The organism is Streptomyces sp. NPDC055013 (assembly GCF_053608645.1).
Genome location: NZ_JBSGVW010000004.1, coordinates 323,410 through 349,763 on the forward strand (window position 1 = coordinate 323,410; position 26,354 = coordinate 349,763).

At 70.8% G+C, this 26,354-nt stretch carries 19 protein-coding genes and 2 pseudogenes; 16 read left to right on the plus strand and 5 right to left on the minus strand.

Translation table 11 applies throughout. The features are described 5' to 3' along the window. Positions 1-23: 23 nt before the first annotated feature. Positions 24-194 carry a hypothetical protein gene (locus tag ACWGDB_RS07795; protein WP_453821598.1) on the minus strand — a complete coding sequence of 57 codons (171 nt, stop codon included), beginning with the start codon at positions 192-194 and terminating at the stop codon, positions 24-26. Between the two features lie 865 nt (positions 195-1,059). Between ACWGDB_RS07795 and ACWGDB_RS07800 the strand changes: the two genes are divergently transcribed. From ACWGDB_RS07800 to ACWGDB_RS07845, 10 genes are all read left to right on the plus strand, one after another. Beyond that, on the plus strand, positions 1,060-2,973 hold the full coding sequence (locus tag ACWGDB_RS07800) for a BTAD domain-containing putative transcriptional regulator (protein WP_453821599.1): 1,914 nt from the start codon (positions 1,060-1,062) through the stop codon (positions 2,971-2,973). Between the two features lie 69 nt (positions 2,974-3,042). Further along, a complete protein-coding gene (locus ACWGDB_RS07805) occupies positions 3,043-5,229 on the plus strand; it encodes a TOMM precursor leader peptide-binding protein (RefSeq protein WP_453821600.1) in 2,187 nt (728 codons plus the stop codon). Next, positions 5,219-7,129: a TOMM precursor leader peptide-binding protein gene (locus ACWGDB_RS07810; RefSeq protein ID WP_453821601.1), complete on the plus strand. Its 1,911-nt coding sequence runs from the start codon at positions 5,219-5,221 to the stop codon at positions 7,127-7,129. Before ACWGDB_RS07805 ends, ACWGDB_RS07810 begins: the two co-directional genes overlap by 11 nt. A gap of 33 nt (positions 7,130-7,162) precedes the next feature. Further along, positions 7,163-8,746 carry a nitroreductase family protein gene (locus tag ACWGDB_RS07815; protein ID WP_453821602.1) on the plus strand — a complete coding sequence of 528 codons (1,584 nt, stop codon included), beginning with the start codon at positions 7,163-7,165 and terminating at the stop codon, positions 8,744-8,746. A gap of 12 nt (positions 8,747-8,758) precedes the next feature. Next, a complete protein-coding gene (locus tag ACWGDB_RS07820; RefSeq protein ID WP_453821603.1) occupies positions 8,759-11,464 on the plus strand; it encodes a lantibiotic dehydratase in 2,706 nt (901 codons plus the stop codon). Continuing rightward, complete coding sequence (locus ACWGDB_RS07825) at positions 11,461-12,516, plus strand: lantibiotic dehydratase C-terminal domain-containing protein (RefSeq protein ID WP_453821604.1); 1,056 nt, start codon at positions 11,461-11,463, stop codon at positions 12,514-12,516. The genes ACWGDB_RS07820 and ACWGDB_RS07825 overlap by 4 nt, the downstream gene beginning before the upstream one ends. Then, entirely contained in the window at positions 12,513-13,616 is a 1,104-nt protein-coding gene (locus tag ACWGDB_RS07830) for a peptidase M50 (RefSeq protein WP_453821605.1), read from the plus strand. Before ACWGDB_RS07825 ends, ACWGDB_RS07830 begins: the two co-directional genes overlap by 4 nt. A 24-nt stretch (positions 13,617-13,640) precedes the next feature. Beyond that, entirely contained in the window at positions 13,641-14,624 is a 984-nt protein-coding gene (locus ACWGDB_RS07835; protein WP_453821606.1) for an ABC transporter ATP-binding protein, read from the plus strand. Next, positions 14,621-15,376, plus strand: a complete 756-nt coding sequence (locus tag ACWGDB_RS07840; RefSeq protein ID WP_453821607.1) for an ABC transporter permease — start codon at positions 14,621-14,623, stop codon at positions 15,374-15,376. Before ACWGDB_RS07835 ends, ACWGDB_RS07840 begins: the two co-directional genes overlap by 4 nt. After that, complete coding sequence (locus ACWGDB_RS07845) at positions 15,373-17,337, plus strand: TOMM precursor leader peptide-binding protein (protein WP_453821608.1); 1,965 nt, start codon at positions 15,373-15,375, stop codon at positions 17,335-17,337. Before ACWGDB_RS07840 ends, ACWGDB_RS07845 begins: the two co-directional genes overlap by 4 nt. A gap of 91 nt (positions 17,338-17,428) precedes the next feature. Here ACWGDB_RS07845 and ACWGDB_RS07850 read toward each other — a convergent pair whose 3' ends face one another. Next, complete coding sequence (locus ACWGDB_RS07850; protein ID WP_053760578.1) at positions 17,429-17,605, minus strand: thiazolylpeptide-type bacteriocin; 177 nt, start codon at positions 17,603-17,605, stop codon at positions 17,429-17,431. Positions 17,606-17,850: 245 nt separating this feature from the next. On the opposite strand from ACWGDB_RS07850, the gene ACWGDB_RS07855 reads away from it, so the two are divergent. The 3 genes from ACWGDB_RS07855 (at position 17,851) to ACWGDB_RS07865 (ending at position 20,818) form a co-directional block, all read left to right on the plus strand. Then, a complete protein-coding gene (locus tag ACWGDB_RS07855; protein WP_453821609.1) occupies positions 17,851-19,164 on the plus strand; it encodes an amidohydrolase in 1,314 nt (437 codons plus the stop codon). Between the two features lie 238 nt (positions 19,165-19,402). After that, on the plus strand, positions 19,403-19,600 hold the full coding sequence (locus ACWGDB_RS07860) for a hypothetical protein (RefSeq protein ID WP_453821610.1): 198 nt from the start codon (positions 19,403-19,405) through the stop codon (positions 19,598-19,600). 123 nt (positions 19,601-19,723) lie between these two features. Then, on the plus strand, positions 19,724-20,818 hold the full coding sequence (locus tag ACWGDB_RS07865; RefSeq protein ID WP_453821611.1) for a DUF475 domain-containing protein: 1,095 nt from the start codon (positions 19,724-19,726) through the stop codon (positions 20,816-20,818). A gap of 255 nt (positions 20,819-21,073) precedes the next feature. On the opposite strand, the gene ACWGDB_RS07870 is transcribed toward ACWGDB_RS07865, so the two are convergent. Together ACWGDB_RS07870 and ACWGDB_RS07875 are read right to left on the minus strand one after the other, a co-directional pair. Beyond that, positions 21,074-21,973 (minus strand): MBL fold metallo-hydrolase, encoded by a 900-nt coding sequence (locus ACWGDB_RS07870; protein ID WP_453821612.1) that lies wholly within the window; start codon positions 21,971-21,973, stop codon positions 21,074-21,076. Between the two features lie 75 nt (positions 21,974-22,048). Beyond that, positions 22,049-22,192: pseudogene (locus ACWGDB_RS07875) on the minus strand (NADP-specific glutamate dehydrogenase); the annotation flags it as partial. On the opposite strand from ACWGDB_RS07875, the gene ACWGDB_RS07880 reads away from it, so the two are divergent. The 3 genes and pseudogenes from ACWGDB_RS07880 to ACWGDB_RS07890 all read left to right on the plus strand — a co-directional run. Continuing rightward, on the plus strand, positions 22,161-22,472 hold the full coding sequence (locus ACWGDB_RS07880) for a hypothetical protein (protein ID WP_453821653.1): 312 nt from the start codon (positions 22,161-22,163) through the stop codon (positions 22,470-22,472). The pseudogene ACWGDB_RS07875 and the gene ACWGDB_RS07880 sit on opposite strands and share 32 nt — an antisense overlap. Positions 22,473-22,568: 96 nt before the next feature. Next, positions 22,569-24,122, plus strand: a complete 1,554-nt coding sequence (locus ACWGDB_RS07885; protein WP_453821613.1) for a GMC family oxidoreductase — start codon at positions 22,569-22,571, stop codon at positions 24,120-24,122. A gap of 11 nt (positions 24,123-24,133) precedes the next feature. After that, positions 24,134-24,637, plus strand: a pseudogene (locus tag ACWGDB_RS07890) (DUF1345 domain-containing protein); the annotation flags it as partial. Positions 24,638-24,856: 219 nt separating this feature from the next. Here ACWGDB_RS07890 and pntB read toward each other — a convergent pair. Next, on the minus strand, positions 24,857-26,350 hold the full coding sequence (gene pntB, locus ACWGDB_RS07895; protein ID WP_453821614.1) for a Re/Si-specific NAD(P)(+) transhydrogenase subunit beta: 1,494 nt from the start codon (positions 26,348-26,350) through the stop codon (positions 24,857-24,859). Positions 26,351-26,354: the final 4 nt, after the last annotated feature.

The following is a 26,354-nucleotide window of genomic DNA, read 5'->3' on the forward strand; positions in this document are numbered from 1 at the left end:
GCCGGTTGAAGCCTTACCGCACGTCAGTCTTTGCCGCGATCCCCGACGACCACGAGGAACGCGTCCGCCTGCAGGTCCATCACGACGGTCGCGCCGGGCACGCCCTCGTCCCGTAGCCGGGCCGCACACTCCTCCGCCGGCCACGATCCGCGCGGAGCTCCCGCTGGAAACCGCTCCAACACCTTCGCGTCCATGGCGTATCCACCTCCGTCGCCGCCCTAAGAAACGCGTGCTGTTCACTCGTTCCTCAACATCCGCCTGCCCGCGATTTGTCTGTGTACGCAATGGGGGGAGCGGTCTTGGAGCTCCCGGCCAAGGTGTGGCTCGCGAGGAGGAAGTCGGGCCGCCGTCGTGGTCAGCCGCCGACACCCGCGACGGTGGGAACCTTGTGCAGTGGTCTCGGTAGGGCGACACCACAAGGGTGCCGAGAGATCCCGACCGCCCAGCCGCCGCACCCGGACGGTCAGAAGGAATTCAGGCGTCCTTATTCAACCGGTCCACTTCACATGACAGTCGGCGCCCTGATTGCGTTCCCGCGTAAAGTTATGCGTTACCCCAGGTAACGTATCGAATTGGATTGAACCAATGACGGAACAATCGATTCCGCACGGAAAGAAGAAACCCGTTCAGCTTCCGATCGCAACCGGGATCCGACCTTCCAGAGCGGCACGGAGACGCCTGCCACCGCCTCCTCACCGACACTGACCTGCAGGTTCATGAAAGCGATCCGACCCGGTCATCCACACAGGGCCGACAAAGGGCCCATGTGAGACCTTCATGGAATACAGCGGAAATTCCGACACCTGGGCAATATTCTTAAACCAGGGGATCGACTTGCCGCGACCTCACGCTTAAAGTATCCGCTGGCACACGCAAGGGAGCCAGCGCAATAGGCTTCCGGACATTGCCGCCACAGAAACAGCTTTCTTTCCGGTCGTCGAGCGTCCCCTAATCCGTCAACGCCGCCGACGTTTGCACCCGTATTCTAGCCGGCCCAGGAGCGAGCTCGATCAGCCGCGCGCCAGGACCGCCAGAGGACACAACGGAGCGATAAGTAGGATGCGGTTCCAGCTGTTAGGGCTCCTGAGCATCACCGACGGTGAGCACGCCGCCGTCCTGCAGCCGTCCAAGCCCACCAATCTCCTGGCCGCCCTGCTCATTCACTCCGGAGCAGTGGTCTCGACCGACTATCTGTTACGCGCCGTCTGGGACACCGAGCCCCCGGCCACCGCCAGGGCCGCCCTGCAGAGCTGCGTCCTGCGGCTGCGCAGGATCTTCGCGAAGTACGGCATAGCCAACGACACGATCGAGGCCGTACCGGGCGGCTACCGGATGCGGATGGACCACGAGACCCTCGACCTCGTCCGCTTCCGCGGCCTGGTCCAGTCGGCCGACTCCGCCCGCGACGCCGAAACGGAGTCGTACGTACTGCGCGAGGCCCTCGCCCTGTGGCAGGGCCCCGTACTCGCCAACGTCTCCTCGCACATGCTGCACCGCGACGAGGCACCGCGGCTGGCGGAGGAACGGCTCAGGGCACTGGAGCGGCTGTGCGACATCGAACTGGCGCGCGGGCGATGTCGCGAGGTCCTGACCGAGGTGTGGGACGCGGCCCGACGCCATCCGGAGCGGGAACGGTTCGCTGAGCAGTTGATCGAGGCGCTGTACCGAACCGGCCGCCAGACAGAAGCCCTTGTGGAGATCCGGGCCGTCAAGGAGCGGCTGAAGGAGGAGTTCGGCATAGATCCGGGCGCGCCTCTCCAGCGGCTGGAGATGGCCATCCTCCGTGGCGAGGAGCTGGATACCGCCCCGGGCTCCAAGGTCCTCCCCGCGATCGAGGCACGCGCAGCCTCGCGACCGGCCGCACTGCCGGCCGGTGGCGCCGTGGCTGACCTGCCGAGTCGGGCGCCGGTCCAAACGCCCGCTCAGGAACAGGCACCGGCTGTCGCGGCCCTTCCGCCTGCCGCCCCCACGGCTCACGACGGGGCACATGACCCCGCGAACGACCCGACGTACGCCAGGGCCACGGACACCACTCCCAGCCTCCCCGTCACCACGCCCACCCCCGCCCCCTCCCTCGCCCCCGTCCCCTGCTTCACCGGGCGCGTCACCCAACTCGCCGCGATTCAACGCGCGTTGACCGCCGATCATCCGCAAACCGGCCTGGTGGTGATCTCCGGAGCCCCCGGCATCGGCAAGACCGCCCTCGCGCTGCAGGCGGCCCATCTGGTGCAGGACGCCTTTCCCGGCGGCTGCTTCACCCTGACCATGACCGACCCTGACGGCAGTGCGCTCAGTACGGCGGAGGCCCTGGGGCGGCTTCCCTCCCCGAGCCGCCCGGGGCGTCGGCTGCTCGTCCTCGACGACGTGTCGAGCGCCGGGCGGATACGGCCCCTGCTCCCCTCCCCCGCCGAAGGTGCCGCCGTCGTGACCAGCAGACGCGGGCTCGCGGGCCTGGTCGCCACACACGGCGGCGTCGTGCATCGCCTCGATACGCTCGACGAGCAGGAGTCCTACGACCTCCTGGTCGCCACCCTGGGTGCCGAGCGGGTCGGCCAGGAACCGGACGCCGCGCGCGAACTCGCCCGCATCTGCGGGCACTTCCCCCTCAGCCTGCGGATCACCGCCGCCCGGCTGCTGACCCGGCCCGGCCTCGGCATCGCCGACTGCGTGAACTGGCTGGCCAAGGACCTGCCCACCCGGCTCTCCCTCGCCGACGAACCGCTGATGTCCGTACCCCAAGTCTTCGAAACCGCCCTGCGACGGCTCGATCCCGAGCTGCGTGAGGCCTTCCTGCTGCTCGCCACGCAGTTCGAGCGCGGCGGGAACCCGGATTCGCCGCCGCCCGACGAGGTGCTCGAACAGCTCGCGGACGCCGGATTCGTCGAGGAGGGCCCGCCCAAGCCGTACCGCATCCACGAACTGCTCAGGATCTACGCGCGTCAGCTCGCCGCACCCGCCCGAACCCCCCGCTGACCGCTTCCCGTAACCCGCACCACCCGGTGCCCCGCCCCCACCGACCCTCCGACCAGAGGTGACATCCGCATGCTTTCCGCACGGTACGACGCCGTCGCCGCGACGCGCCCCCGGATCCGCCGTGACGTCCTGTTCACCGAGACCCCCGACGGTGTCCTCTTCCACAACGCCGACGGCGGCTTCCGCCTGACGGCCAAGTCGGCGTACCGGTTCGCCACGCTTCTCGTGCCCCACTTCAACGGCGAGCACACGGTCGCCGAGATCTGCGAGGGGTTCGGCGACCGGCAGCGCGCCATGGTCGGCGAACTGGTCGGCACACTGTACGAGCGAGGCTTTGCGCGTGACGTCCCGGCCGGACCCGCGGCGGACGCGTCCGCCGAGCCGGAGCCGTCCGCAGACGTGGCCCGCCGATTCGAGGCGCAGATCGCCTATGTCGACCACTACGCCGACGACGCGGCGCGGCGCTTCCAGCGGTTCCGGGACACGCGTGTGGCCGTTGTGGGCACCGACCTGGTGGCCCACTGGTGTGCGCTGAGCCTGATCCGCAACGGCGCAGCGGCCGTCGGCGTACGGCCCGGCCTCGACCGCGAGGCCATCGCGCAGGAGGTGGCGGCCGCCGCTGCCGACGGCTGCCCTGTCGAGGTCCGTGACCTCACGGACGGGCCGGCGACCTGGGACGGCCTCGACGGGTACGACGTCGTCGTCGTGACCGGCGGGCCGGACGCGCCGGGGGTGATCCTTCCGTTGCTGCGTTCCGGTGTGCCCGCGGGCCGCACACTCCTGCCGGCCTGGTCCTTCGGACGGCACGCGGTCGCGGGACCGGCCATGTCGGCTCAGACGACGGGGTGTTGGGCCTGTGCGGTGCTTCGTCTCGGCGCCAACGGAGCCTCCGCGCAAGCCGCCGACGTGTGGAGCGCGCTCGCGCTGGGCCTGCCGGCCAACACGCCGGTCCCCGGCGGTCCGCTGTCCGCGATGCTGGGCAACCTGCTCGGCTACGAGGTCTTCAAGTCGGCGACCGGCGCACTGCCCGCCGAGACGGCCGGGCAGCTGATCGTGCAGGACACGGAGTCGCTCGACGTCGCCTCGGAGCCCCTGCTGCCGCATCCCCGCTGCCCGTTCTGCGCCGACGACACGCTCGTCGAGGTGCCCGAGGTGGACCTGGCGACCGGGGACACCGACTACGCTCTCGCGCTGCCCACCGTCGACACCGCCCGCGAGGCGGACGAGCTGGTGGCGGAGCTGAATCGCCGCTCGGTGCTGCTGCGGCCGCACGCCGGTGTCTTCCGCCGCTACGACGACGAGGACATCACCCAGACCCCGCTGAAACTCAGCGTGGTCGAACTCGGCGTCGGGCACGGCCGATCGCGGCGGATCGCCGCCGCCGACGTCCACCACGTGGCCGGCGCTCGCCTGCGCGCCCTGCACCGCGCCGCCGAGACGTACGCCGAGCACGTCGTCCCGCACGCCCGCACCACCGCCCCGGCACCCGCGGTGCGCCTCGCCCCGGCCGAGCTGGCCACCGCCACCGGCATCGGGGGCGCGGAGGCGGACGTACGGGTGTGGGACGCGGCGGCCTCGCTGCTCACGAAGGAGCGGTTCCTGGTGCCGGGCGAGGCCGTGCGCCCGTTCGGTGCCGACAACTCGGAGCGGCTCTTCGAGGCCACGAGCTCCGGGATGCGAGCCGGCGCGAGCGCGGCCGACGCCGCAGCTCAGGGCATGTTGTCGGCGCTCGCGTACGACGCGCTCCGACGGACGGTCCGAGGTGCCGCCGTGCCCGGCGTGACCGTGCCCGCCGACGCCGATCCCGAACTCACCTTCCTGATGCGGTCCGCGGTCAACCTCGGTGTCGAGGCCGAGCTGCTCGACCTCGGTGAGCGGGAGCGGTCCGGTGTGTCGGTCGTCCTCGCCCGGGCAGGTGCCCTCTGGTCGGTCGGGGCCGAGCTGTCGTACCGGGCCGCGGCCGTGGCGGCGCTGCGTGAGCTGCTGGGTCAGGTGCAGCTGGAGCGGCAGAGGTTGGCGGACGACACGTCGTTCGGGGATCCGGTGCTCAGCGATCTCGACCCGCGCGCCCTGACGGTGATCGGCACTGCGTCCGCCGACCCGGACGCCCGCACATCCTGGGCTGACGTGCTGCGCCGGCTCCGCGAACAGGCCCGTGACGCACTCGTCGTACCGACCGGCTCGGCGGACCTCGAACGCGCCGGCATTCACGTCGTACGCGTGCTACTGACGTCGGAGGCCCGGCATGTCGGTTGAGACGGCGGCTCCGGTCCGCGTGCCGAGTGCCGTCCGTCTGATGACCGACCTGTTGCGGGCGGCGCTCGACCGACAGGGGCCCGGCCGCATCGATGTGTCGGTGCGCGCGTTGGGGTTCGAGGACGCCTTCGCCGAAGAGTACGGCGCGCACGAGCGTGGACCGGTGCCGGTGCACCTCTACGCGCGGCACGCGATCGTCGGACCCTTGGGCGACTCGCCCTGTCCGCGGTGTCTGGGCCGGCGCTGGCAGGCGGTACGTTCCGTTCCGCTGCGTGACGCACTGGAACTCGGCGGTCCCACGCACGAGTCGGGGGTGTGGCCCTACGCCGTCCCGTTCGCGGCCGACGCACTCGCCGTGGTCGTGGCACAAGCCCATGCGGCCCCGGCGCGCGAGCCGTTCCCGGACGTACGGGTGCTGGATCTGGAGTCCTTGTCGGTGCGTGACTATCCGCTGGTGCCGGACCCGCAGTGCCCGACGTGTTCCCGGCCGGTCTCCGACACGCCCGAGGGTGCCGTCGTCTCGCTCCGCTCCGCGCCCAAGCATGCGCCCGGGTCCTTCCGGCTGCGCCCGGTCGAGGCCTACGGCATCGACATCGCGGCGTTCGCCAACCCGGTGTGCGGCGCGCTCGGCCCGTCCCTCGTCCAGGACGTGTCGTCCACGTCGACGTCGGCGACCATCGGCTGCTTCTCGATGCGCTCCGGGGAGTACCTGCGGGAGACGTTCTGGGGCGGGCACGCGGCGTCCTACGGTGCCAGCGCGCGGATCGGCGTTCTTGAAGGGCTGGAGCGATACGCCGGCATGCGGGCGCGCGGCAAGCGGACCCAGGTGACGGGGACGCAGGCGGAGTTCGGCGCCGACGCCGTGGATCCGCGCGAAGTGGGCCTGTACTCCGAGGCCTTCCACCGCGACAACCCGCACGTCGTGCCCTTCTCCCCCGATCGGGAGATCCCCTGGGTGTGGGGCTGGTCGCTGCGGGACCGGGTGCCACGGCTGGTGCCGGAGATCCTGACGTACTATCACGCGCCCGGTCTGGAGAACCGGTTCGTGCAGGAGAGCTCCAACGGCTGCGCCTCGGGCGGCTGTGCCGAAGAGGCCGTCTACTTCGGGCTGATGGAGATCGTCGAGCGGGACGCGTTCCTGCTCACCTGGTACGGGCGGCAGCCCCTGCCCGAGATCGACCCGGCGACCAGCACCCGCCCCGCCACCCGGAACATGGTCGACCGGCTGGCCATGTACGGCTACCGGGCCCGCTTCTTCGACACCCGCGTCACGTTCCCGATCCCCGTCGTCACCGCCGTCGCCGAACGCGTCGACGGCGGTCCGGGCCGGATGTGCTTCGGAGCGGGTGCCGGTCTGGACCCGGAGTCCGCGCTGGACGCGGCCTTGTGCGAGATCGCCACCGACGCGGTGAACCTCCAGGGACGGACCGAGCGCGACGAGGCCCGACTGCGCGCCATGGCCGAAGACTTTTCACAGGTGACCGACCTGCACGACCATCCGCTCGTCTACGGCATCCCCGAGATGGGCGTGCACGCCGACTTCCTGCTGCGCGGCCGGACGGCCACGGAAAAGCTCGCGGTCTCCGATCTGGCCTGGCCGGACGCGTCCGGAGCGCCCGTCTCGTCCGATCTGCGGGACGACCTGGAACGGTGTGTGTCCGCCGTGACCGGCGCCGGGTTCGATGTCGTGGTCGTGGACCAGACGCTGCCCGAACAACGACGGCTGGGACTGCACACGTTCAGCGTCCTCGTGCCCGGCCTGCTCCCGATCGACTTCGGCTGGTCGCGCCAGCGGGCTCTCGGTATGCCGCGGTTGCGTACGGCTCTGCGGGAGGCGGGGCTGCGCGACCGGGACCTGGAGGCCGCCGACCTCAATCCGGCTCCGCACCCCTTCCCCTGACGACCCGCGATCCCCCATTCAGAGGAGAGTCCCGTGGGCTACGCCCATGAATATGCGACGGCGATCATGCACCGGGGCCGGATCCCCATGGAGCCGGCTGACTTCGTGCCCGACTGGGCGGACCGTCCGCGCAAGGCGAAGTACTATCCGGGCGCCGAGTCGTTCCCGCTGCCCGACGCGCCCTACCCGGCCGACGCCACGGTCACGGCCGGCATGCTGGCCGACGACATGACGGACGCGGGGCGGTTCTCGCTGCCCCTGCTCTCCGGCATGCTGCTGGACTCCTACGGCCTCACCGGTCGCCGTCTCGGTGTCCAGGCCAACACCGACCTCGGTGCCCTCCCGCACTACACGCAGGCCAACTGGTCCCGGGGCACCGCCTCGGGCGGCGGTCTCTACCCGGTGAGCATCTACTGGATCTCCGGCCCTTCGGGGCCTCTCACGCCCGGTGTGCACTATTACTCACCGCCGCGCCACGCCATGCAGCGGCTGCTGGCCGGGGACGTGAGCGGGGAGGTGGCCACGGCACTCGGGCCGTACGGGGCTGCGACGGACCAGTTCTTGGTGCTCGGCGTCAAGTACTGGCAGAACGCGTTCAAATACAACAGCTTCTCCTTCCACGCCGTGAGCATGGACGTGGGCGCGCTGCTCCAGACCTGGCGCCTCTGGGCGCGGGCCCGCGGGCTGCGGGTGGCCCCCGCGCTGTGGTTCGACGAGGCGGAGCTGGCCCGGCTGCTGGGACTGGGAGAGGACGAGGAAGGGCTGTTCGCGGTCGTTCCGCTGCGGTGGGACGGTACGGAGGCGGACGGCACGTCGCCAGGGGCGCCGGGCGCCGCCGTCAGGCGGCGTGACCAGGAGCGGTCCCGGACCGTCCTCGAATTCGAGACCCTGCACCGGATCCACCGCGCCACCGCCGAGCACGCCACCGACCGGCCCGGTCCCGAGGCGCTCCGGCCCAGCGCGCCCGCCCCGCCGGCCACGACCACCGACCCGCTCGCCCTGCCGCCCGCGGAGTTCCCGGACGTCAGTGTCCGTACGGCCCTGCGCGCCCGGCGCAGCAGCTTCGGCCGCTTCGACGCGACGGTCCCGGTGACGGCCACGCAGTTGGCCACCACCCTCGCGGCCTGCGCGGCGACGCGGCTCGGCAGCGACGCGGAACCTGCCGGCACCCCCCGTCAGGCCCGGCTGTACGCGTTCGTCAACCATGTCGACGGTGTCGCGCCGGGCGCCTACGCCTATGAGCCCGACACGCACACCCTGCACCTCGTGGCGCCGGGCGCGCCGGGCTCGTTCCTGCAGCGCACCTACTTCCTGTCCAACTACAACCTCGAACAGGCCGGCGCCGTCATCGTGCCGACCGTGCGTACGACGGCGGTGCTGGACGCGGTCGGCGACCGGGGCTACCGGCTGGTCAACGCCACCGTCGGGGCGATCGCGCAGAGCTTCTACACCGCCTCGGCGGCGCTCGGGCTGGGCGCCGGGGTGGCGCTCGGTTTCGACAACATCTCGTACATCGAGGAGCTGGGGCTCGCCGACTCCGGCGAGGCGCCGCTGCTGATCATGCTGCTCGGCAACGAGCGTCCCTGCCCTGCCGACTTCCGCTCCGAGATCGTCTGACAGGGGGCCGCCATGACACCGAGAACCAGTTGGCAGCCCGGACACCGCTTCCTTCTGCGGGTCGCCGGGCTGCCCGTCGAGTCCGTCCGTGCCCTGCGCTGCCCCGACACCGCCCGCTGGGCCGACGAGGTGCTGGCCGCCGAGGAGGAACTGCTGGAACGGGGCCGGGAGCTGAGCGACGTACTGCACACGCTCGTCCCGGCCGCCGACCGGCGCTTCCCGGACGACGGCCGCCGCCGGCACCTGCTGGCGCTGCGCCGGGACATCTTCAACAACCGTCTGCCCAAGGGCGACCCGCCCGCGCTCGACCTCATCCAGGCGCTGGACCCGGCCGTGGCCGAGCGGACCGGGCAGTGGCTGGAGGGAAGGCGGGCGCTCGACCTGCTGCACCGCCGGGGGGCCACGCTGCTCGGCGACGAACTCGCCGGGATGCGGGGCGTGTTGCGGGCGCTGCTCGACGAGGACCGGCTGCGGCACGGGCTGTTGCTCGCGTCGCCGACGCTCGAAGGCCGGCTGGAGTCGTATGTGCGGCTGGGCGCGGGTGAACGGCCGGACAAGCGGCTGCGGAAGATCGAGCGTTCGGTGCTGTCCTACCTGTATCGGACGGCCTGCAAGACCAGCCCGTTCAGCACGTTCACGGGTGTCGCCCTCGGCACGTTCGGCGACGGCGACGACCCGTCGATCGCGCTGCGGGCCGAGTGGCGGGGGCGGGTGCGGCTGAACGTCGTGGCCCTTGCGCGGTTCGCGGAGCAGATCCTCGCCTCTCCCGCGCTGCGCGCCGACCTGCCGGTGCGGCTCGCGTCCGGCTGGGGCGGCGACGATCAGCGGGTGCGGTACGTGCGGCGCTGGGTCACGACCGGCGACGACGACGCGGCGGTCACCTTCGACGCGGTCAAGGACCGGCTCTTCTTCCTGCGCCGCAGCGGCACGCTCGACCGGCTCATCGCCCTGCTGAGCGAACGGGATCTGCGCTACGGCGAGGTGGTCTCCTGGCTGTGCGCCGAGTACGAGGCCGACGCCTCGCTGTGCGAGACGTACGTGTCGGCGCTGCTCCAGCTCGGCATGATCCGTGTCCCATGCCTGGACACCGACGTGCACACCGCCGACCCGCTGCGCTCCTTCCAGGACGCGCTGCGGGCACTGGACCGGCCGTGGGCTCATGACCTCGCCGGAGAGCTGGATACCGCGGCCGAGCTGATCGACGCGTACCCGCACGTGGGCACGGCCGGACGGGCGAGGCTGCTGCGCCGGCTGCGCGCCGCTCTGGGCGGGGCTCAGAAGCTGCTGGGCGTCGAGGAACCGTCCCTGCCGCAGACCCTGCTCTACGAGGACGCCGACGCCGGAGACGACGTGGCCTGCGGTCTGGGCGCGTGGACCGGCACGGACGGCGGCGCGCTGCGCTCGGTGGAGCGGATCCTGCCGGCCTTCGACCTGACGCTGCCTCAGCGGGTGACGTTCAAGGGGTTCTTCCTGGCCCGCCACGGCAAGGGCGGCCGCTGCGACGACCTGCTCGGTCTCGTGCACGACTTCCATGAGGACTTCTTCGACCAGTACCTCTCCTTCACCGCCAAGCGGTCCCCGTTCGACGCGCGGGGCGAATACGTGCCAGAGGAGAACTGGCTCGGGCTGGCGGACATCAAGTCCCTGGACCGGGCCCGCCGCACGTTCATCGACCGGATGCGCGCACTGTGGACCGGGCACGCCGGGGAGACGGACGTCGTGCTGGACGACGCGCACCTCGACGAGGTGGCGGCCGAACTGGAGGGCCTGCGGGCCCCGTTCACCCCGCAGAGCCACCACCTCCAGCTCACCACGGAGGGCGGTGAGCCGCTGATGGTGCTCAATCGCTCCTACGGCGGACTGTCCTTCCCGTTCAGCCGGTTCACGCACGTCTGGGACGAGCCTGCCGGCCCCGGCCTCTCCGAACCGCTCCGGGAGCAGGCCACCCGGCTGACACCGCCCGGAGCAGTGCTCGCCGAGCTGACCGGCGGGGCGGTGACGACCAACCTCAACCTGCACGGACGCCTGACCGAGTACCAGATCGTCTGCCCCGGCGAGTCGAGCAGCGTCCCCGAGGACCGCCGTATCCACCTGGAGGACCTCCGCCTCGAACACGACGAGGACGAGGACCGGCTGCTGCTGCGCTCCGAGCGGCTCGGCCGTGAGGTGATCCCGGTGTACCTCGGCTACCTGGTGCCGCTCGCCCTCCCCGAGACCCCGCGCACACTGCTTCTTCTGTCGCCCACCTCGATGGCCCCGCTCGACGTCTGGGCCGGTGTCCCGAACGGCCCGGCGCACGAGGGCGTCACCCGCCGGCCCCGTGTGCGGCACGGCAACCTCGTGCTCGCCCGGCGCGGCTGGTCCACGACCGCCGCGGCGTTGCCCGGCCGGCCGGCCGGCACGCCGGACGACGAGGCGTTCCTGGCCTGGCGGCGCTGGCGCCGCGTCCACGGGCTGCCCGCCCGCGTCTTCGTCACCGTCTCCAGCGGCCCCCGGGGCGGGGCGGGCCCCAAGCCGCAGTACCTCGACTTCGACAGCCCGCTGTCGCTCACCGCCTTCGAGGCGCTGGTCAAGTCGCCGGACGACCGGATCGAGCTGCGCGAGATGCTCCCGGCGGAGAGCGGCCTGCACGTCGTCTCCGAACGCGGCAGCCACGTGGCCGAGCTGTCGGTCGAGACCTTCACCTCACTCAGCCGTTTCGAGGAGAGCCCCGCATGACCGACCTGACCCCCACCCCCGGCGCGTGGCAGGCCATGCACATCTTCTACGCCGCCAACCCGCAGCCCCTGCTGGTGAAGTGCGTGGGCCCGTTGATCCGGGACCTGACCGGCAACGGACTGCTCGCCGGGCACTTCTTCATCAACTACTGGCTGGAGGGCCCGCATGTGCGGCTCCGGCTGCGGCCGGCGAGCGAGGACGCGACGGCCGCGGTGCGCCGCCGGGCCGAGGAGGCCGTCGACGCGTTCCTGCGCAGCCGTCCGGCGCTGTACGAGGTCGACTCGGGGTTCCTCAACGAGTTCTACAACACGCTCTTCGAGATCGAGTTCCCGGAGGTCGATCGCGGGGAGTTCATGGGCGAGGACGGCCGGATGCGGCTGCGCCCGAACAACTCACGTTCCTACGAGCCGTACGAGCCGGAGTTCGGCAAGTACGGCGGGCCGGCCGGAGTCGCGCTGGCGGAGTGGCACTTCGCGCACTCCAGCGATCTGGTCATCGAGGCGCTCGGCTCGATGAACCTGCACCTGAGGACCGTACTGCTCGGCACGTCGGCCCAGTTGATGATGGTGATGGCGGGCTGCTTCCTGCCCGACGAGGACGACCTCGCCGACTATCTGGAGCGGTACTACGAGTTCTGGCACCGCGCGTTCCCGGGCACGGGGTTCATCGGTTCCTCGGAGTACGACCGCAGCTACGCCGAGATGGCGCCCCGGCTGGGCCGCCGTTTCGACGAGATTCGCCGGGCCGTCGCCGCGAGGCGGCTCGACCGGCTGCCCGCGTTTCTGCGCGGCTGGGCGGCGCACTGCCTGGAGCTGCGGCGGAAGGCGGTCGCGCTGGCCGAGGCGGGCGAACTGGTCTTCCGGTCCTGGGACGGCACCCGCGACGAGCAGGTCACCGACCCGGCGCTCGCCCTGCCGCTGCTCCTCTCGCCGTACATGCACATGACCAACAACCGGCTGCATGTGACCATCCGCGACGAGGCGTATCTCTCCCACATCCTCGGCCGGGTGCTGCGTTCGGGCACGGGAGCAACGTCGGAGGCCCTCCAATGAAACCCGACGTCTTCACACACCGGCCCCGGCTGCGGCCGGACATCCTGCTCAGCGCGCCCCTGCTGCGCGGTCCCGCGACCGTGCACCTGATCAAGGATCCGGCGGACGGCTCGTCGTTCGAGGTGGGACCGAAGGAGTACTTCCTGATCTCCCGGCTGGACGGGGACCGCAGCCTCGAGGAGATCGGCGCCGAGTACGCCTCCACCTTCGGGCGACGCCTCGGCGAGGCCAACTGGCAGCAGCTGCTGGGCCTGTTGGGCACCAAGCGGCTCCTCGATGGAGCGCCCGTCCGCGACGTCCCCGCGGCCCCGCCTTCCTCGCCCTTCGCCGGCAGCCTGTACAAGGGCAGCCTGCGACTGGTCGCCGACGCCGGGGCGACGACCGAGCGACTGCACCGCGCCCTGCGCCCGCTACTACGCGCGCCCGTGCTGATCGCCCTGCTGACGCTCTGCCTGGCCATGGAGGTCGTCCTGGCCGTGGTCGCCGGCCCGCTCGTCCGGGACACAGGGTGGCTGCTGCGACAACCGGTGGCGCTGGTCGGCGTGTTCACCCTGCTGTGGCTGAGCACCGCCTGTCACGAGCTGGCGCACGGCGTGGCAGCCCGGCACCACGGCGGCACGGTGAGCGAGATCGGCCTGCGCTGGCGGCTGCCCGTGGCGATCATGTACTGCCGGGTCGACAACTACCGTTTCCTGGCGAGCCGTCGGCACCAGCTGGTGGTCGGCGCGGCCGGGGCCTTCGCGAACCTGCTGTTCCTGCTGCCCTTCGCCGTCTGCTGGGCGGCGCTCGAGCCGGGCGACCCGACGCGCCGGGCGCTTTCGGGACTGCTGCTGCTGGGCAGCGTTCAGGCACTGGTCAACCTGGTGCCACTCCCGCCCCTCGACGGATACACCATGATCGGTCATGTACTGGGTGTGTCCAACCTCGCCCCGGAGAGCGGGCGTTACCTGAGACTGCGCCTGCGCGACCGGCAGGCCGCGGCCGCCTACCCGCGCCGGGCGCGGGCCCTGTACACGGCATACGGGATCGGCTCGTCCGTTCTGGTCTGTCTGATCGCGGCCGGCCTGGTCGCGGCCGCGTTTGTCCTGCTCGCCCCCTGACGGACCTGTTCCGAGGAGCTGTTCATGACGGAGACCGAAACCGTGCCGGCGGACCCCGGCAACCGCGCGGCGGACACCGCGATCCACGTCGAGGGGGTGAGCAAGCGCTACGGCAGTCGCCAGGCGCTGGACGGGGTGTCGCTGCGCATCGACCGCGGAGAGTTCTTCGGCCTGCTCGGGCCCAACGGCGCCGGCAAGACCACGCTGGTGGAGATCATGGAGGGCCTGCGCCAGGCCGACGCCGGCACCGTCGACGTGCTGGGCGGCGCACCCTGGCCCCGCAATGTCGCGCTGCTGCCCCGGCTCGGTGTGCAGACCCAGTCGTCGGCCTTCTTCGTACGGCAGACGGCGTACGAGCACCTGGCAACCGTGGCCGCTCTGTACCGCGCGGACACGGCGGCCGTCGAGCGCACGCTGGCCGCCGTCGGCCTGGTGGACCAGCGGGCCACCCGCGTGGAGAACCTCTCCGGCGGCCAGCGGCAGCGGCTCGCCATCGCCTCCGCGCTCGTCCACGACCCGGAGCTGATCTTCCTCGACGAACCCACCGCCGCCCTCGATCCGCAGGCCCGACGCGATCTGTGGGAGGTGCTGCGCGGACTGAAGGAAGCCGGCCGGACGATCGTGTACACGACGCACCACCTGGACGAGGCCGAGGCACTCTGCGACCGGGTGGCGATCCTCGTCGAGGGCCGGATCGCGGCACTGGACTCCCCACGCGGACTCGTCGGCGCGGCGGGCGCACCCACCTCACTGCTGCTGCCGCCCGAGCGGATGACGGTGGCTCAGGCCGAGGCGGTCCCCGGCGTCGACCGCGCGGAAGTTCGCGGCGGCAGCCTCGTCCTGGAGACGAAGGTGTCCGGGAAGGTCATGTCGGCGCTGGACGCCCTCGGCGGCCTCGACGGCGTACAGACCCGGACCGCCACCCTGGAGGACGTCTACCTCCAGCTCACGTCGGACGCGAACACCGGCGACATCCCGCACGCGCAGAACACGGAGCACCAGGCATGAGCGCATACGGCGCACTTACGGCGTCCGGCTACCGGGCCCAGGTCCGCGACACGGCCACACTCTTCTTCACCTTCGCCTTCCCGCTGGTGTTCCTCCTGGTGTTCGGGCTGATCTTCAGCGGCCAAGAGGTGGAGGAGACCGGCAGGCCGTACATCTCCTACATCGCGCCCGGCGTCATGTCGTGGGGCGTGGCCAACGCGGCGGTGTTCGGCATCGCGTTCACCCTGATGCAGTGGCGGCGCGACGATCTGCTGCGGCTGATCCGGATGACCCCGACGAGCCTGCCGACGGTCCTGGCCTCGCGGTACGTGCTGGCCCTGGCCGTGGGAGCGGTCCAGGCGGTGCTGTTCATCGCGGTGGCGATGCTGCCGGGCTTCGGCCTGGAGCTCGACGCCCGCTGGCCGCTGGCCCTGCCCGTGCTGGTGCTCGGCATCACGGCGTTCCTGTCGATCGGCGTGATCATCGGCTCGTACGCCGACACGCCGGAGGCGGTGGCCGCGATCGCCAACTTCATGATGGTGCCGATGGCATTCCTGTCCGGCTCGTTCTTCCCCCTGGACCTGATGCCGTCGTGGCTGCAGACGATCTCCCGGGTGCTGCCGCTGCGCTACTTCAACGACGCCGTATCCGCCGCACTCACGGGCAACGGCAGCCTCGGCGACATCGGGATCGGGTGCGCCGCGCTCGTGGGCTTCACCGTGGTCTTCGCGGCGATCGGGCTCAAGACCTTCCGCTGGAGCAACCGCGCATGACACCCGTGCTGGAGGGCCTGCCCCTGGAGCAGGCACGGCTGCGGCTGCGGTCGGCGCTGGAGGAGCGGGCCGGCTCACCGTCTGCCTCGCCCAGTCGAACGCGGACCTTGCGGCCGCACGACCCCGTGCCCGAGGTGGTGCCCCTCGGAACACGTGCCGTGCGGGACGACCCGTATGCCGATGTGCGGCCCGGCGCACGGGTGCATCTGACGTCCCGGCAGGTGCTGGTGGGCCCATGGGGCGGCGACGCGGACGCGCGGGCGTGCGGCACCTGCCTCGCGATGCGCTGGCAGCGGCTGCGCTCGCGCACCGAACGGGACGCACTGGAGACCGGCTCGCCGTGGACCTTCGCCCCGGCCTGGCCGGACCTGCCGGACTTCGTCACCACCGCCGTGCGCGCACTGTACGAGGCGGTCATCCCCGGAAACCCGGATCCGCCCGGCGAGACCGCATCCGACCGGGCCCTGCCGCAGGTGTCCTGCCTCGACCTCGCGACGCTGAGCGTACGGACCTTCCCGCTGTACGCCGACCCGCTGTGCCCGCACTGCGGCACCGGCGGCTCGGACACCCGGGAGTCGGCCGAACTCGCCCTGGTCAGCAGGCCGAAGCCGGCCGAGGACAGCTACCGGCTGCGGCCGGCGTCGTCCTACCCGCTCGCGCCGGCGGCGCTCGCCAACCCGGTCACCGGCCTGCTCGGCGCGGGCACCTGGCTCAACATCACCTCGCCCACCACGGCGCCCGTCGCGGGCAGTGTGTTCATGCGCGGGTACGCCGGTCTGACCGACGTGACCTGGAGCGGGCAGGCCAACGGCTTCTCCGCGAGCCGGAACCTGGCCTTCCTGGAGGGCCTGGAACGGTACGCGGGAACACACCGGCGGCGCGGCACACGGCTGCTGACGGCGTCGTACAACAGCCTCGGTGAGGACGCGCTCGACCCGGCCGACTCCGGCTTCTACGCGCCCGAGACCTACCGCGACGATCCGCTCGTGGACCCCTTCGACCCGGACCGGCCGATCCCGTGGGTCTGGGGGTACTCCCTGCGCGACGAACGTCCGCTGCTGGTGCCGGCCCGGCTCGTCCACTACAGCACGGGGCTCGCGGCGGACAACTTCGTCTTCGAGTGCTCCAACGGCTGTGCCATCGGCAGCTGTCTGGAGGAGGCGGTGCTCGGCGGGCTGCTCGAACTGATCGAGCGGGACGCCTTCCTCCTCGCCTGGTACGGCGACATCCGGCTCACGGAGATCGACCTGGCCACGGTCACCGACCCCATCGTCCGCGCGATGATCGACCGCGCCGCTCTGCAGGGCTACGACGTGCACGCCTTCGACAACCGGATCGACCTCGCCGTACCCGTGGTGACGGGCCTGGCGGTCCGCCGGGACGGCGGCCCCGGCATCCACTCCTTCGGCGCGGGCGCTTCCCTCGACCCGGCATCGGCCTTGGAGGGTGCCCTCTCGGAGGTACTGACTTACATTCCGCACCTGCCGGGCCAGGTGCGGGAGCGCCGCACCGAACTGGAGGCCATGGCGGCCGACTTCACGAAGGTGCTGCACCTCAAGGACCACGCCCAGCTGTACGGGCTGCCCGAGACGGCGACGTACGTGACGCCGTACCACGAGCCCACGGCGGTCCGTCCGATGGCGGAGGTGTACGCGTCCTGGGAGTCGGACGCGCGGCCTCGCACCGGCGATCTGCTGGACGATGTGGCGCTGTGCCGTGACGAGTTGGTGCGAGCCGGCCTCGATGTCGTCGTGGTCGACCAGACCACTCCGGAGCAGGAACGCATCGGCCTGCGCACGGTCTGCGTCCTGGCGCCCGGCCTGCTGCCCATCGACTTCGGCTGGTCGCGCCAGCGGGCCCTGCGGATGCCGCGCCTGCGAACTGCCGCGCGCCGGGCCGGACTGCGGGAGGCCGATCTCGCGGAGGGGGAGATCCGACGGGTGCCACATCCGTTTCCGTAGAGACCACACGCCGACGGCCGGGCGCCGCTCGCCGCTCCTTAAGGAGTGACGAGCCGCACCCGGCCGTCCGCCGCGTGCCGAATCCGTGGGATCAGGCGCTGCAGGAGGTGGTGCTGGTGGTGGAGGAGCAGGTCGAGGTGGAGGAGCAGCTGGTGGATCCGGCGAGCACGACCTCGCTGGCGTCCGAGTAGTCCGAGATCTCGAAGGTCTCCGACTCGAGCTCCAGGATCTCGTCGGCGAGGGCGGCGAGGGTCGACTTGTCAGCCATGATCACTCCTGACGTGGTCACACCACCGGGCTCCTCCCGGGGTGTTGGGCCCCCTCATTGGACCGGGCACCACTGACGCGACCGGCTGCGAAGCACTGGCAGAGCGCTGGCGGCCCGCGCCAGTACCGCGGTTGGAAATCGGTCAGCGAAGTGACAGCGATCTGTCAGTGACCTGTCAGTGCTCTGCCGCTGTTCTGCCAGCGATGTGACGGCGGTTGGCTGCCGGTCCGCCGGATCATGCCCGCATGAGCTCCGCCGTACCAGTCATCACCGGCCGACACGCGCCCGTCCTGGGGCAGTTGGACTCCATGCTGCGCCCCCTCGTCGCCTTCGCGATGGACCTGCACCAGCACCCGGAGCTGTCCGGCGCGGAAACCCGGACGGCGGCCCGTCTCGCGGACACGCTCGAGGCGGAGGGATACACCGTGACGCGCGGCATCGGCGGACACGGTGTGGTCGGCACCCTCACGAACGGCGAGGGCCCGCGCGTGTACCTGCGCGCCGAACTCGACGCACTGCCGGTCCGGGAACGCACCGGACTTCCGTACGCCGCCGACGGCCCCCACATGCACGCCTGCGGGCACGACCTCCACATCGCCGCGGCGCTCGGCACGGCGACGCTGCTGGCGCGTGCGCGTGCGCACTGGCGGGGCTCGGTGGTGGTCGTGGGCCAGCCGGCGGAGGAGACCCTGACGGGCGCGCGATCGATGCTGGCGGACGGTCTCTACGACCGCTTCGGCCGCCCCGACGCCGTCCTCGCGCAGCACACGGCACCGCTGCTGGGCGGAATGGTGGCCCACGGCCACGGGCAGCCGGTGCTGGCGGGCGGCGTCGGCCTCGACGTCACCCTGCACGGGCGTGGCGGTCACGCGGGGGCGCCGCACCTGACGGTGGACCCGGTCCTGGCCGCCGCGGCGGTGGTGATGCGCTTGCAGGGCATCGTCTCCCGCGAGAGCGCGCCGGCCGAGCAGACGACCCTCACGGTCGGTTCGCTCCACGCCGGCACGCACAGCAACGTCGTACCGGAGAGCGCGGCGCTCGGCATCACCGTGCGGGCTCTCACCCCGGCGGCACTGGATCGCGCCGTGTCGGCGGTCGAGCGGATCGTACGGGCCGAGGCCACCGCGTCCGGCTGTCCGCGCGCACCGGAGATCACCATGGTGTCCCGCTCACCGGTGACCCTGCCGGACGAGCAGCTCACTGCGGCGATCCGCGACGCCCACCGAGAGGCGCTGGGCGCCGAGCGGGTGGCCGCGTGGCCGCCGTCGATGGCGACGGAGGACTTCGGCCTGTACGGCGATGCCGGGCGGGAGATCCACGGGTGCTCGGGGGTGCCGCTCGGCTACTGGATGGTCGGTGTGGTGGGCCCGCGGCAGTGGGCCGCGACGGCGGGCGCGGGCGGCACGGCGGAGCGCTTCGCGGCCCTCCCGTCCAACCACTCCCCCGAGTTCGCCCCGCATCTGCCGCTTGCCCTGCCGTCGGCGACCACGGCGATGACTGTGGCGGCGCTGACGGCGCTGGGTGCACACGGAACGACGCCACCGGCCGCGGTGGTGTAGAGGGCCGTGCGGGCCTGAAGCTGCGCGCCGAGAACCCCCAACGGGAGGCGCCGGCCGGAGGCGTGGGCATCACCGACTCCGGCACGCGGTCGGGCCGCGGCAGTACCTTCTCCTCGAGGAGAAGGAGGGCGACGAGATCAAGTACCACGTTTCGAGGTCCAGAAGCCGGACGAGTGGGGCATCCCCGGCGAGCACCGCGCCACGGTGTCCCGCGGCGGGCCGGACGACGGAAACGGGCGTGGCGACCCGCGAGGACGACGCGGGTCGCACCGCGCTCCTGAAGAAGCTGGCCCTCTGGACCGGACTCGCCCTCTGCATCGCCTTCATCGCCTGGGTGGCCTGGGGATTCCTCCAGTTCGACCACGACATCGATAACCCCCGCGAAGGCGGCTTCTCCGGCTGGCAATGCGACACCGGCCAGGACTGCGGCTCCTAACTCCCAGGGCAGCGAGGGCAGTTGAGCGAACCCTTTACGTAGGATGATCCCACTTGCCTAGGTCAGGGTTTCGCAAAGCCAGGTACGGCGCGGGGAGCCCCGTACAAGACGATTGGGTAGCCAGTGATTCTGAAAACGTTCGGCTGGTCGTTCGCGGTCACCGCGCTCGGCCTGGTCGCGGCGGTGTTCTACGGGGGGTGGACCGGCTTCGGGATCGTGGCGATCCTGTCCATCCTCGAGATCTCGGTGTCCTTCGACAACGCCGTGGTCAACGCCGGGATCCTGAAGAAGATGAATGCCTTCTGGCAGAAGATCTTCCTCACCATCGGCATCCTGATCGCGGTCTTCGGCATGCGTCTGGTCTTCCCGGTCGTGATCGTCGCCGTCAGCGCCAAGATCGGCCCGATCGAAGCGGTACGGCTCGCGCTCGACGACAAGGACAAGTACCAGCAGTTGGTGACCGACGCCCACCCGTCGATCGCCGCCTTCGGTGGCATGTTCCTGTTGATGATCTTCCTCGACTTCATCTTCGTGGACCGGGAGATCAAGTGGCTCGGCTGGCTGGAGCGCCCGCTCGCCAAGCTCGGCAAGATCGACATGCTGTCCGTCTGCATCGCGCTCATCGTGCTGCTCGTCTCCGCGATGACCTTCGCCACCAACGCCCACCAGCACGGCGGCATCCACGCGGACAAGGCGGAGACCGTCCTGATCGCCGGCATCGCGGGCTTGATCACCTACCTGATCGTCGGCGGCCTCTCCGGCTATTTCGAGAGCAAGCTCGAGGAAGAGGAGGAGCGCGGGCACGAGGCCGAGGAAGCGGCCAGGAGAAGCGGCAAGAAGGTTCCGGCGGTCGTATTGGCCGGGAAGGCGGCGTTCTTCATGTTCCTCTACCTGGAGGTCCTGGACGCGTCCTTCTCCTTCGACGGCGTCATCGCCGCCTTCGCGATCACCAACGACATCGTCCTGATGTCGCTCGGACTCGGTATCGGCGCGATGTACGTCCGGTCGCTGACCGTGTATCTGGTCCGCCAGGGCACCCTCGACGACTACGTCTACCTGGAGCACGGCGCGCACTACGCGATCGGCGCCCTCGCCGTGATCCTGCTCGTCACCATCCGGTACGAGATCCACGAGGTCATCACGGGCCTCGTCGGCGTCGTCCTGATCGCCTGGTCCTTCTTCTCCTCGGTCCGGCGCAACCGCAGGCCGGCTGAATGACCCCGGACGTTCTCAGTGGTCGAAGGCGATTGTCCTTCACGACGGGCCGGGTGGACAGCGACGACGCCGGAGCAGAACCCGCACTGAGATACATGGCCACTCAGTGATGCCCACGCCGCCGCGCCCATTCACCCGGGGCACACCCGAGCATCGCGGAGGCGTGGCTTCGGGTGCTCCAGGGATCGACGGCCCACCTGCAGATCAAGTCCCGCGAGACGACGAGCCCTTTGACCATGCCGCCGTCTGCGGTCACGGTCACCCCCGCCGTCTCGCACGGAATCGGCCCTGCTCCACGTCCTCGACCCGCCCCAGGCTCATCAGTCGGTCCAGGTGCTGTACGGCCGTTCTGCGCTCGACCGGCCGCACGTGTGGACCTTCGACGTGGGGTCGGTAGACCAGGCGGTGTTCGACGATTTCCTCGATCGTGCGTGGCTCGCTGAGGAAGTCCAGGAGCGCCGCTTCGCGCTTCTCCACGACAGCGGCGAAGACGTCGAGCCGGTGGCGGAACTCCCCGGGGCCCTCGATCACGCCCTTCTGGTGGGAGGTGCCGTACCAGCGGGCGTCGATGTCACGGCAACGGCGCATGGAGGCCTCGTAGTCGGGGAGGTCGCTGCCGACGTCGCCGTAGTACGGGCCGAACGACGTCAGGTCGATGTCGGCGATGAACAGGAAGCCGTCCGGCTCGATCAGGAAGCCGCTGTGGCCTTCGGTGTGGCCGGGGAGGTGCACGACCGTCACCGTGCGCCCACCCAGGTCGAACACCGTGCCGTCGTCGAATGCCTTCGCGTCGGCACGTCCCTGGACGTGGAACTGGTCGCGCATCGTCCGGTCGACCTCGTCCACGTCGCCGAGCGGAAGGCCGTACCCGGCGACCAGCGCCGCGCGGGAGCGCAGCGCGTCGAGGTCGCCGCGATGGATGTGGACGGGTACGTCGTAGCTGCCGAGACCGGCGATGTGGTCCTCGTGCGCGTGGCTGACGAGGACCACGTCAGCCGGCGGCGCGGCCTCGACGAGCGACAGCGACGGGTCCACGACCAGCGATGCGCTCGTGCCGCGAACGAGGAGTGAGTTGCCGTACGGATAGGCGCCCTGTCGCGGGCCGACGAGCACGCTGACGCCGCCGTACTCGACCGCTGTGTATCCCGTGGCTGGCATGTCCGTGTCTTCACACCCTTCGATTCGGCATCCGGTCGTACGCCACCTGCCGCAGCGTCCTGCTCAGATGACGCCCTGCTCCATCATGGCCTTCGAGGTGGCCACGCCGCCCGCGTTGGCCGCCTTGCCGGGGCCGAAGAGGACCCAGGCCTCCCGGAACACCTGCACGGCCTCGGGGGTGCAGGGCATGTTCGCGCCCTCGGCGACGGCGAGGGCCCCAAACGAGGTGTGCGCCCGCGCGGCCCTGAGTGTCGGCCTGAACCGGCCGATCACCTTCGCCGCCCGCCTGGCGTGCCCGGTCCTGTTCCAGGTCGGTACCGAGGACCTGGTCGCACCGCCCGGCGCTGCGCGTCGTACCGCCAGGAAAGCCGGGCGGTGGGCGCACCTGCGCGAGTACCCCGTCGGCCACTTCGACGTCTACCAGGGCCCTTGGCAGCGGCGCGCGCTGGCCGACCAGCTCGACTTCCTCACGCGCGCTCTCGGTCCGGCACCTCGGTAATCACGCCCGAGAAGTGCCTTCCCCCTCACAAGTGTTCTTCCCAAGAGTGTTCCCGCACTGCTTTTCCGAACTGCCTTTCCCATCAAAGGGGATGAGATGAGCTTGTACGACTACGTCATCGTCGGTGCCGGATCCGCGGGCTGTGTGCTCGCGGCACGGCTGTCGGAGGACCCCGGGGTCCGGGTGGCGTTGATCGAGGCGGGCGGCCCCGACGCCGCGCAGGAGATCCATGTCCCGGCCGCCTTCCCGCAGTTGTTCAAGTCCGACGTCGACTGGGACCTCGACTCCGACCCGGAACCCGGGATCGGTGGGCGGCGGGCCTACCTGCCCCGGGGCAAGGTGTTCGGCGGCTCCAGCTCGATCAACGCCATGATCTACATACGGGGCAACCGGGCCGACTACGACGGCTGGGCCGCGGCCGGGGCGACCGGCTGGTCGTACGCCGATGTGCTGCCGTACTTCCGGCGTGCCGAGGACAACGAGCGCGGCACGGACGAATTCCACGGCACGGGCGGCCCGTTGACGGTCAGCGAGGGCAGGTCCTCGCATCCGCTCACGTCGGCGTTCGTACGGGCCGCCGAGCAGGCCGGGCACAAGGCGAACGACGACTTCAACGGCGAGACGCAGTTCGGTGTCGGGCGCTATCAGCTCACCCAGCGCAACGGACTGCGCTGCAGCGCGGCGGTGGCCTATCTGCACCCGGCCCTCGAACGCCCCAACCTCACCGTGCTCCCCTCGGCCCGAGCTCACCGCGTGGTGGTGGAGGGCGGCCGGGCGACGGGTGTGGAGGTGGAGCGGGGCGGCACGGTCGAGGTGGTGCGCGCCGAGCGCGAGGTGATCCTTTCCGCGGGCGCCTACGAGTCACCGAAGCTGCTGATGCTGTCCGGGATCGGCCCGGCCGCCGCCCTGTCCGCGTTCGGCATCGGCGTCGTACGCGATCTGCCGGTCGGTCAGGGCCTCCAGGACCACTACATGGCGCTGCTGAACTTCCGTACCGACGCCGAGTCGTTGATCGGCGCGGCGAGTACGGACAATGCCGCGCTGTTGCAGAGCCAGGGACGCGGTCCGCTGACCTCGAACATCGGCGAGGCAGGCGGCTTCTTCCGCAGCCGGGACGAACTCGTCGCTCCCGACCTGCAGTTCCACGCCGCGCCCGTGCTGTTCCACCAGGAGGGGCTCGGCCCGGTCGCCGAGCACGGGTTCTCCTTCGGTCCATGCGTGCTCGCGCCGACCAGCCGCGGCGCGGTGGCCCTGCGTTCACCGCGCCCGGACGTGGCGCCCCGGATCGTGCACAACTACCTGACGACGGCCGAGGACAGGGACGCGCTCGTCGCCGGCGTCCGCATCGCCCTGGAGATCGCCGAGCAGCGGGCGGTGGCCGACCTCGTGACCGGGCCGTACGACGTGCCGGCCACGGACTCCGACGCGGAGCTCCTGGCCTGGGCACGGCGGTCCGGGCAGACCCTGTACCACCCGACCTCGACCTGTGCCATCGGGTCGGTGGTCGACCCCGAACTGCGTGTGTACGACGTCGAGGGCCTGCGGGTCGTCGACGCGTCGGTGTTCCCGGCGGTGCCGCGTGGGAACACCAACGCGCCCACGATCATGGCCGCGGAGAAGGCGGCCGACCTCGTCAAGGGAGCCGCGTGATGGCGACGTCCCTGCCCGCGTTCTCGACCGCCTCCGAGGAGCGGATCCGCAACTGGGCGGAGCGCAGCGCCCGCGGCACGGTGATGCAGCGCTACGTGCTGGGGACCGCGCCCGGGCCCGGCGTGTCCATCTTCATCGCGGCGGCCGCGCTCGTGGTGGCCGTCGTGTGGCGCCCCGGGCACATCGGCTCACAGTTTCCCGTCGAACCCCGGGTGGCGGCGGCGCTCACCCTCGTCGTCACCGCCTGGATCTGCGTGTGCGTGTCCTTCGCGGTCACCTTCCAGGCCGACAATCTGCTGGAGAACGAACGGGGCCTGGAGTTCCCCGGCGACCGGTCCGCCGCCTGGTCCGACTACGTCTATTTCGCCCTGTCGGTCATGACGACGTTCGGCACGACGGATGTCTCGGTGATCTCCCGCGAGATGCGACGAACGGTGGCGGCCAACTCGGCCATCGCGTTCGTCTTCAACACGGTGACGGTGGCCAGCCTGGTGGGCGCCCTCGACACCGGCTGACCGGGGCCGGACGCAATTTCCCCGAAGGCGCTGCGCATGGACCGCTGGGCAGCTGAGCTCACGGTTTATCGCTCTCCCAGCAACACGACTTGCAACTCGGGATCAGCGACCCTGCCCTCTCTAAAGCCGTCGGAGCGGAGAAGAGAAACCGATCAGTACAGCTCCATGACTCCCCCGCTCCGAAACCAATGCCGTCAAGTCGGCACAGAAACCAGTCCCTTACGATCCGCTGAGCCCGGCGGCGTAGCTGATGCTCTTCAGCGGTTCGTCCCGACCATCGCCGGGACCGGCGGTGGCGGTGGCGTCCAGGCTGCGCAGGATGTCCTCGACCCGCTGCTTGGCGTCGCCGAACAACATCTGGCTGTTCTCGCGGAAGAACAGCGGATTCTGCACGCCCGCGTAACCGGGCGCCATGGAGCGTTTGAAGATCACGACCTGGGCCGCCTGCCACACGTGCAGGACCGGCATTCCGGCAATCGGACTGGCCGGGTCCTCGGCGGCGGCCGGGTTGACGGTGTCGTTGGCGCCGATGACCAGGACGACCGAGGTGGCGGCGAAGTCGTCGTTGATCTCGTCCATTTCCAGCACGATGTCGTACGGGACGTTGGCCTCGGCGAGCAGCACGTTCATGTGACCGGGCAGTCGGCCGGCGACCGGGTGGATGCCGAAGCGTACGTCGACGCCGCGCTCACGCAGCTTGCGCGCCAACTCGGCGACAGGGTACTGGGCTTGGGCGACCGCCATCCCGTATCCCGGGGTGATGATCACCGAGGAAGCGTCCTGCAGGAGTTCGGCGGTTTCCTCCGCGCTGATCTCCCGGTGCTCCCCGTCTTCGCCACCCTCGCTCGCCACCACCGCGTCGCCCCCGAAGCCGCCCGCGATCACCGAGAGGAAGGAGCGGTTCATCGCCTTGCACATGATGTACGACAGGTAGGCGCCGGAGGAGCCGACCAGCGCACCGGTGACGATCAGCAGGTTGTTGGCGAGGAGGAAGCCGGAGGCGGCCGCGGCCCAGCCGGAGTAGCTGTTGAGCATCGAGACGACCACCGGCATGTCGCCGCCGCCGATGGAGGCGACCAGATGTGCGCCGAGGGCCAGCGCCACCACGGTGACCGCGATGAGCAGTCCCATGTGGGGGCGCGCGACGAACGCCACGGTGAGCACGGCGAACGCGGCGAGCGCGCCCAGGTTGAGGGCGTGTCTGCCGGGGAGCATGAGCGGGCGGGACTTGATCCGCGCCGACAGTTTCAGGTAGGCGACGACGGAACCGGTGAAGGTGACGGCGCCGATGAACACCCCGATGAACACCTCGGCGTGGTGGATGCGCAGCAGCGAGCCGGTGATCTCCTGCCCGGCGTGGCCCCCCGCATCGACGTCGAGGTAGCCGTTCCAGCCGACGAACGCGGCGGCGAGACCGACGAGGCTGTGCATGATGGCGATCAGTTCCGGCATGCCGGTCATCTCGACGACCCGGGCACGCCACAGTCCGATGCCTCCGCCGACGGCCGTGGCGACGGCGATCAGCACGAGACCGGTGGCGGTAATGCTCCGCGAGGCGAGACCGATGGTGGCGGCCAGGGCGATCACCATGCCCGCGATGCCCCAGACGACTCCCGAGCGGGAGGTCCGGTGCTGGGAGAGTCCGGCGAGGCTGAGGATGAACAGCAACGCGGCGACGACGTATGCGGCCTCTGCGGCCGTGGCGGTGGTCATCCGT